This window comes from Actinoplanes sp. NPDC051411 (genome assembly GCF_040682075.1).
Taxonomy (GTDB): domain Bacteria; phylum Actinomycetota; class Actinomycetes; order Mycobacteriales; family Micromonosporaceae; genus Actinoplanes.
The window spans coordinates 1-7,147 of sequence record NZ_JBFBAD010000246.1; the positions used below are offsets into that span (position 1 = coordinate 1).

At 71.5% G+C, this 7,147-nt stretch carries 6 protein-coding genes; 3 read left to right on the forward strand and 3 right to left on the reverse strand.

The features are described 5' to 3' along the window. A partial coding sequence (locus AB0M88_RS52505) for an EAL domain-containing protein (protein ID WP_364115936.1) occupies nt 1-270 on the forward strand: 270 nt, incomplete at its 5' end. Between the two features lie 747 nt (nt 271-1,017). Here the strand turns inward: AB0M88_RS52505 and AB0M88_RS52510 are convergent. Next, the gene (locus tag AB0M88_RS52510; protein WP_364115939.1) at nt 1,018-3,039 is read right to left on the reverse strand and encodes a cellulose binding domain-containing protein; all 2,022 of its coding nucleotides are present in this window, start codon (nt 3,037-3,039) and stop codon (nt 1,018-1,020) included. Between the two features lie 135 nt (nt 3,040-3,174). Here AB0M88_RS52510 and AB0M88_RS52515 point away from each other — a divergent pair, with 135 nt between their 5' ends. After that, entirely contained in the window at nt 3,175-4,605 is a 1,431-nt protein-coding gene (locus tag AB0M88_RS52515) for an RICIN domain-containing protein (RefSeq protein ID WP_364115942.1), read from the forward strand. A 15-nt stretch (nt 4,606-4,620) separates the two neighbouring features. On the opposite strand, the gene AB0M88_RS52520 is transcribed toward AB0M88_RS52515, so the two are convergent. Together AB0M88_RS52520 and AB0M88_RS52525 are read right to left on the reverse strand one after the other, a co-directional pair. Then, the gene (locus tag AB0M88_RS52520) at nt 4,621-5,625 is read right to left on the reverse strand and encodes an alpha/beta hydrolase (RefSeq protein ID WP_364115945.1); all 1,005 of its coding nucleotides are present in this window, start codon (nt 5,623-5,625) and stop codon (nt 4,621-4,623) included. Between the two features lie 50 nt (nt 5,626-5,675). Beyond that, nucleotides 5,676-5,933, reverse strand: coding sequence for a winged helix-turn-helix transcriptional regulator (locus AB0M88_RS52525; RefSeq protein WP_364115950.1), 258 nt, complete (start codon nt 5,931-5,933; stop codon nt 5,676-5,678). A 103-nt stretch (nt 5,934-6,036) separates the two neighbouring features. On the opposite strand from AB0M88_RS52525, the gene AB0M88_RS52530 reads away from it, so the two are divergent. Next, nucleotides 6,037-7,147, forward strand: a 1,111-nt coding sequence (locus AB0M88_RS52530) for a BTAD domain-containing putative transcriptional regulator (protein ID WP_364115948.1), incomplete at its 3' end; no start/stop codon positions are given.

Consider the following 7,147-nt stretch of genomic DNA (forward strand, 5'->3'; position numbering starts at 1 on the left):
CCGGTGGACACGTTGAAGGTCGACAAGTCGTTCGTCGACCGGATCACCGAGGCGGGCCGGCACGCGGTCATTGCCGAGGCTTTGATCCAGGTCAGTACGGGTCTGGGCTTGACCGCGGTGGCCGAGGGTGTGGAGACGGCGGAGCAGGCGGACGCGCTCTATCGGCTCGGCTATCGCCTGCTGCAGGGCTACCACTTCGGCCGTCCGGTCGCCGACCCCGACTTCGACCTGGTCCGAGCCGGCGCCGCGGCAGCCGTTCATGTTGACTGAATCAACATGGACAACACCAAATACACGTTGACGCGATCAACACATCAACACGTCCGTGCCTCGGCCCGCCAGCCGGTGAATCCGCCCGCCGTGCCGACGGCGCGGGCCCAACAGCCGGCCGCGACGAGCCGCCTTGGCCGATCGGTTGCGTTGATGGAGCCACCCTGGCTAGTTGGCCGCGCTGACGGGCTGGCTTGGCGGTTTGGTTGCGTTGGTGCGGCTGGGGCGCGGGCTCGTCGCGACGGGCCGCTCTGGCTCGTGGGTTGCGCTGACGGGCTGGCTTGGCGGTTTGGTTGCGTTGGTGGGGCTGGGGCGCGGGCTCGTGGCGACGGGCCGCTCTGGCTGGTGGATTGCGCTGACGGGCTGGCTTGGCGGGTTTGGTTGCGTTGGTGGGGCTGGGGCGCGGGCTGGTCGCGACGGGCCGCTCTGGCTCGTGGGTTGCGCTGACGGGCTGGCCTGGCGGTTTGGTTGCGCTGGCGGGAATGGTCCGCCCGGCTGGCCGCGCTGACGGGATCCGCAGCCGATCGGCTGCGCCGATCGGGCGATCGGCTGCGCCGACAGTGCTGGCCAGGCCAGTTGGCTTGCCGGCGGCACTGGGCCGCCAGCAAGCCGCGCCTAACGGAACAGACCGGCGAGTTTGCCGCGCCTACTGAGCCGGTCCAGCCATTGACCGCGCCAGCGAAGTCGATCGCCGGTTGGCTGCGCTCACGGGGCCGGCAACTGCCTCACCGAGGCCGGCCGGTCCGGCTAGCTGGTGCTGCAGACTGTTCCGTTCACGGTGAAGGCGCCCGGCGGGATGTTCGGCCCGCTGTAGTTGCCGACGAAGCCGACCGAGACCGTGCCACCGCCTGCGGCCAGCGCCGGGGAGTCGGTCACGCGGACGGTCCGGCCGGACTGGGACCACGTTCCGTTCCAGCCGCTGTCCACGCCCTGCCATCCGGTCGGCCAGGTGAACGCCAACGTCCAGCCGCTCAGCGCGGCCGCGCCGTTGTTGGTCACGTCGATCTGGCCGACGTAGCCGTTGCCCCAGTCGTTGGTGTCGGCGAAGTGCACCGAGCATGTGCTGCTGGAAGGGGCTCCGGTGGGGAAAGTCAGCGGCAGCGAGGAGCGTGACACCCCGCCGGCGGTGTCGCGGGCTACGACCGTGACGGTGTAGCGCGTACCGGGGGAGAGGTTGCCGACGCTCAGCGTCGTCGCCGATGTCTCGCCGAGTTCCGCGCCGTTCTGGCGGAAGACCTCGTATTTGGCGATCGGGTGCCGGCCCGGCGTGGCCGCCGGCCAGGAGATCGTCGCGGCCTGGTCGGTGACCGCCGAGGCCGCCGGGCGGCCCGGTGCCCCCGGAAGCCCGGTCGGTGCGGCGGCCGGGTGGAGGGTGAGCAGCGTGACCGAGTACGCCGGCAGCGTCTGCGAGCCCGCGCTGCCGCCCGCCGCGGTCTGCACGCCGGCGCCCCCGTTCAGGAAGGACGTGACCGCGGGCGCGGCCGACGACGGCGAGTAGCCCTCGTAGTGCAACGACACGGTCTTCGCCGCCGACGGGTCCTCGTTGAGCAGCAGCACCCCGAGGTCCCCGTTGGCCTGCAGCGACGCGTGCACCTTGACCAGCGGGTCGGACGCCCCGGCCCGGATCATCTGGTCGCCCGGGTGCGTGAACGCGCTCATCACCTTCAGGGCCTGGTAGGGCGCGAACGGCGTGTTCATCGGCGGCTCGCAGACCGAGTTGTCGGCGTTGCAGTTGCCGCTCGACAGCATGCCGAAGTCGCCGTAGTCGGTCTGGCCGGCAACCGTCGACACCGTGCCCATGCCGTTGTGCACGTTCCACCAGTTGACCGTGAACACGCCGTTCTCGATCAGCGAGCTGTACGCGTCGGCCAGGAACAGCGCCCCCGGCTGGGTGTCCTCGCCGACCCCGACGTTGGTCTCGGTCAGGCTGATCTGGATGCGGTCGTCCCCGATCTGCTTGCGCAGCAGGTAGAGGGCGTCGTCGAGATATTGGGTCTTGGTCAGCGAGTCGGCCGCGCTGCTGCCGCCCGGGTACCAGTGGATGTCGACGAAGTCGATCGACGTCCGGGCCAGCTGGAGCACGGTCTGGTTCCAGGTGCCCATGTCGCCGGCCGCCACGATCCCGTCCGGCCAGTTGGCGGGCATGGTCAGCACCGCCCCGACCTTGATCGTCGGGTCGACCGCCTTCATCGCCGCCGAGTAGTCGATCACCTCGTTGGCGTACTGCGCCGGCGACAGATCGCTGTGATCGTCGGCCTCCCACGCCGTCCCGTAGTGCCCGTTGCCGTAGTTCTCGTTGCCGATCGCCCAGTAGCGGGCGCCGTACCCCTTGGTGACGTTGGCGTACCGGACCCAGTCGGCCGCTTCGGCGGCGCTGCCGGTCCCGTAGTTGGCGATGATCATCGGCTGGGCGCCGATCCGCTTGACCGAGCCCATGAACGTGTCGAAGTCGGTGTCCGGGGCGACGTAGCCGCCCGGCGCGGTGTTGTCCTTCCAGTGGTAGATGTCGGCGTAGGAGCCGCCCGGGTAGCGGATCATCTTGACTCCGGCCGCGCCGAGCAGGTCGGTGACCGCGGTGGTGCCCAGCTGGGCGTCCCAGACCGCGTCGTTCACGCCGAGGGCGGTGCCGGCCACGGTGGCGAGGCCGGAGCGCGCGTTGACGGTGACGTCGACCGGGGCGGCGGGCGTGTCCGCGTGGGCGGCGGGCGCACCGAGCGTGGCCGCCACCAGGGCGGCGGCCACCACTAAGGAGCGAGGGCGAAGCGACATGGTTCTCCTCGACGCAGGAAGGATGGGAGCGCTCCCACATCGTTCGCCCAGCAAGAGACCGCTGTCAATGAGCAAGATTGCGAAGATCGATGTCCGTGAATGTTAACGTAAACGCCCACCGAAGGGAGAAACCGCATGCGCCTCAAGATCGCAGCGGTGGGAGCGGCCGCGCTGGGCCTGCTGTCGCTGCCCACCCCGGCCATGGCCGCCGACACCACCGCCACCTTCACCCCCGGCGCCACCTGGACCGACACCTCCGGCAACGTCCTCCAGGCGCACGGCCTCGGCATCGTCAGATCCGGCTCGACCTGGTACGCCCTCGGCGAGAACAAGTCGGGCGAAAGCTCCGGCAACGCCGCCTTCCAGTCCATCGCCTGCTACAGCTCGACCGACCTCGCCCACTGGACCTACCAGCGCGCCGCCCTGAGCGTCCAGGCCACCGGCGACCTCGGCCCGGGACGCGTCGTCGAACGCCCCAAGGTCCTCTACAACGCGAGCACCAGCACCTACGTCATGTATTTGCACATCGACAGCTCCGACTACAGCGAAGCCAAGGTCGGCGTCGCCACCAGCAGCACGCCCTGCGGCCCGTACACCTATCGCGGCAGCAGCCGCCCGCTCGGCTTCCAGAGCCGCGACATCGGCCTCTTCCAGGACACCGACGGCACCGGCTACCTGCTCACCGAGGACCGCGCCAACGGCCTGCGCATCGACCGGCTGTCCGGCGACTACCTGAGCGTCACCGCCGCCGTCGCGGTGCTGCCGAGCTACGAGGCACCGGCCATGGTCAAGACCGGCGGGCGCTACTACCTGCTCGCCTCGCACCTCACCGGCTGGAGCACCAACGACAACGACTACGCGACCGCCACCTCGATCGGCGGCCCGTGGAGCGCCTGGCGCCCGGTGGCGCCGGTCGGCACCAACACCTTCACCAGCCAGACCGCCAACATCATTTCGGTCACCGGCACTGCCGGCACTTCTTTCCTGTACGCGGGGGACCGCTGGACAACAGGCAACCTGGGCACTTCACCCCTCGTCTGGCTGCCACTGACCGTTTCCGGCCCGACGATGGCGCTCGGCTGGCAGAGTTCGTGGACCCTCGACGTCACCACCGGCACCTGGACCGGCGCCACCAACCCGGCCGCCGCCACCGACCGCGTCACCGCCTCCCACAGCGGCCTGCTCCTCGACGTCTCCGGGGCCGCCACCGCCAACGGCTCGAAGACCGTCCAGTGGCCGGACACCGGCGGCACCAACCAGCGCTGGCGCCTGACCCGGGTCACCGGCAACGTCTACACGATCACCGGCGTCGGCAGCGGCAAGTGCCTGGAGGTGCCCGGCGGGTCGACGACCCAGGGCACCCGCCTCGACATCTACACCTGCGACGGCGGCGCCAACCAGCAGTGGGCCCTGACCGGCACCGGCTCGTCCACCTACCAGATGGTCAACCTCGCCTCGGGCCAGGTCGCCGACGTGGTGTCGGGCGCGACGACGGCCGGCGCCGAGGTCGAGCAGTGGGCCGGCAACGGCGGCGGCAACCAGAAGTGGAGCTTCACGGCCGGGTAGGGCTCACCGCGTACGTCATCGGAGCAGAAGGCTCCGGACGGCCTCGACCACCGCCTCCGGGGCCTCCTCGGCCATGAAATGCCCGTAGGGCACCGACTCGTGCACCAGATCGGGCGCCCAGGCGCGCCAGAGCGCGGCCGCGTCGAAACCGAGCTCCGCGCCCCAGTCCTGCTGCAGAACCGTCACCGGCATCACCAGCTGACGGCCGCTCGCGCGATCCTTCTCATCGTGCTCGACGTCAATTCCGGCCGATGCCCGGTAGTCGGCGACAATCGACGGTACCGCCTTTCGGCACGCGTCGAGATAGCGTTCTCGGACGTCGGCCGGAATCGCCTTTCGATCTAGCGCCCACAGGTCGAGGAAATGCCCGAAGAAATCGTCGGCGGCGGCCGCGATCATCCGCTCCGGCAGCCCCGGCGGCTGAGCCATCAGGTAGAGGTGAAACGCAATTTTGGCGCTGCTTCCGCGCATCACCTCCCACATGTCGATGGTGGGCAGCACATCGAGCGAGGCCAGATGCGTGACCCTCCGCGGGTGGTCGAGCGCCGCCCGGAACGCGACCAGCGCCCCACGGTCGTGCCCGACCAGAGCGAAACTGCCGAAACCGAGGCGCTCGCTCACCGCGAGCACGTCACGGGCCATTTCCCGTTTCGCGTACGCCGCCGCACCCACCGGCTTGTCGCTGTCGCCGTAACCGCGCAGATCCGGGCAGACGACCGTGTACTCGCTGGCCAGCGCGGGCGCGACGTGCCGCCACATCAGGTGCGTCTGCGGAAATCCGTGCAGCAACACGATCGCGGGCCCGCTGCCCTCCACCGCCACGTTGATCATCACGCCGTCAGCGCCCTCGATCCGTTCCGTCTTCATGCGCCCGAGCCTGCCGAATGCCGATGAGCATCCGATGAGCGCACAAAAATGTTCGCGACCGGCTTCCTGCCCGGCGCATTGTCCGGCGTGACCGTCGCCGTGATTCCCGGCGCCGGGATGGGCGCGTGGTCGTGGCATCCGGTGGCGCGTCATCTGCCATCGCGGGGCCATCGCGTGGACGCCCTGACCATGCCCGGCCTTTCCTACGGCGATTCCCCGGCCGGCCTCCGCCCCCGGCTCTCGACGATCTGGGCGTAGTGCGCGTCCGACCACGCGATCAGCGGCTTGATCAGCCCGGCGAGCGACCGACCGGCCGGCGTCAGCCGATAGGCGCTGGTCTCCGGATCGCGGGTGACCAGGCCGTCCCGCTCCAGTTCCCGCAGCGTGAGCATGCGCGGGCTGATCCGGCGCGACCGGCGGATCTCGGAGTATCTGCGGGGCCCGGCGTCCGAGGCGGACAGCCCTGCGCGGGCCGGCGCGCGAGCCGGACGGCCGCACCGGCGAGCGAAAGGTCCATCACGCCCATTTGTAGTCGTCGAGGGTTGGGTGCCTACCCTTCTCGGCGTGGAGGTCGGGTTGTTCGGGGTGCTCGGACCGGTCGTGGCGTGGGACGCCGCCGGCCGCGAGGTCGACCTCCGCGGCCCGAAGCATCGCGCCGTCCTGGCCCGGCTGCTGGTCGCCCGCGGGCGCGTCGTCCCGGTCGGGCAGATGGTCGACGACCTCTGGGTGGCGCCACCGGACGGGGCGCTGTCGGCGGTCCGCACGTTCGTCGCCGCGCTCCGGCGGGCGCTCGAACCCGGCCGCCCGCCCCGCGCCCGGCCGGCGGTGCTGATCACCGAGGGGCCGGGATACTCGCTGCGGCCGGCGCCGGACGCCGTCGACGCGTGGCGGTTCGAAGACGCGGTCACTGCCGGCGGCCCGCTCGGCGCCGCTCTGGGCTGGTGGCGGGGCCCCGCCTATGCCGACTTCCCGGACGCGCCGTGGGCCCGGGCCGAGCGGGCCCGTCTCACCGAGCTGCGGCTGCGGGCGGTCGAGATGGAGGCCGCCCGGCTGCTGTCCGAGGGCCGTCCGGCCGACGCCGTCCCGCACCTGGACGCGCACGTCACCGACCATCCCTGGCGCGAGGAGGGCTGGCGGCTGCTGGCGCTGGCGCTCTACCGGACCGGCCGGCAGGGCGACGCGCTGGCCGTCCTGCGGCGGGCCCGGGAGTTGCTGTCGTCCCGGCTCGGGCTGGACCCGGGGCCGGCCCTGAGCCGTCTCGAGCGGGACATCCTGCGCCAGGAGAAGAGCCTGGACGGCGCCGAGGAACTGTGGGCGACGGCCGCGAAAACCTACGACCGCCTGGTCGCCGTCGGCACCCGGGCGCGCCTGGAGACCACCGTCGGCCTGCTGCGCAGCCTGGCGGTGAGCGGCGGCGCCGACGGCCTCGGCGCGGCCCAGGAGCAGCGCCTGGCCACGATCCGGGCGGCCGAGGAACTGGGCGACCCGCTGCTGACCGCCCGCGTGATCGGCGCCTACGACGTCCCGGCCGTCTGGCCCCGCCCCGACGACCCGGCCCGCGCCGCCGAGGTGGTTGCGGCCGCCCGGCGCGCCCTGCACGCGCTGCCGGCTGACCCGACACACGGCAGCGCCGAACCAGAGCCGCGGCCCGACGCCGGAGCGGGCCCGGCCGGCC

Bases quoted from the DNA above. Each gene is read 5' to 3' on its own strand.
- AB0M88_RS52515 (WP_364115942.1), top strand. From the start codon at position 3,175: ATGCGCCTCAAGATCGCAGCGGTGGGAGCGGCCGCGCTGGGCCTGCTG.
- AB0M88_RS52520 (WP_364115945.1), bottom strand. From the start codon at position 5,625: ATGACGCGCCACCGGATGCCACGACCACGCGCCCATCCCGGCGCCGGG.
- AB0M88_RS52510 (WP_364115939.1), bottom strand. From the start codon at position 3,039: ATGTCGCTTCGCCCTCGCTCCTTAGTGGTGGCCGCCGCCCTGGTGGCG.